This window comes from Tepidimonas sp., from assembly GCF_046292505.1.
Taxonomy (GTDB): domain Bacteria; phylum Pseudomonadota; class Gammaproteobacteria; order Burkholderiales; family Burkholderiaceae_C; genus Tepidimonas.
Genome location: NZ_JBKBQX010000085.1, coordinates 926 through 1,499 on the forward strand (window position 1 = coordinate 926; position 574 = coordinate 1,499).

Annotated in this window: 1 protein-coding gene and 1 pseudogene; both read left to right on the forward strand. The window is 66.0% G+C overall.

Annotation, left to right across the window (positions count from 1 at the left end; genetic code table 11):
* Positions 1–330: pseudogene (locus ACK4TH_RS11815) on the forward strand (hypothetical protein); the annotation flags it as partial.
* Positions 293–574: hypothetical protein (locus ACK4TH_RS11820; protein ID WP_409626714.1), on the forward strand; the 282-nt coding region annotated here is incomplete at its 3' end. The pseudogene ACK4TH_RS11815 and the gene ACK4TH_RS11820, both read left to right, overlap by 38 nt.

Genomic DNA, 574 nt, shown 5'->3' on the forward strand with positions numbered 1-574 from the left:
GGCCTGTTCGATCCGCTGCTCGAGATCAAGTGCGGCGCCAAGCTCAAGATGATCGCCAGCCTCGCGCAGCGGGGGTTGATCGAGCAGCAAGGCGGCCAGTGGCGCCTGAGCCCAGCAGCCATCGCGATCATCAAGGGCGAGGCGCAGCCGGAAGATGTCCTGCCGCCGACGGGGGCCACCCGCGTTGCCACGCCGCCGCTGGCCGACGACCCGGAGCTGGAAGCAGCGGTCGCCGCCGCCGAAGCCAGCTGGCAGCGAGCGCATCTACCGGCTAATCTGAACGGAGCGCGACATGACCGGATTCGCAAATCTCATCAATGCCGCGCGTGAATTCATCGACGAGCGTATCGAGACCGTCGAGGAGAACGCATTCGGCGACTACACCCAGGAAGACATCGATTCCGTTCATCACGAGGCGCATGCCATCGAGGCGGAAATCGCAGCCATCGGACGCATCGTCGAATCCGCCTGCGCCATCGCCTCGATGCGCCACCCAAGCATCGAGGCAATCCTGCGCAAGCGGGGCTTCGCCTACGAAGCCGACCGCATCGCCCGCCTCGTCCGCGCGGTGGAC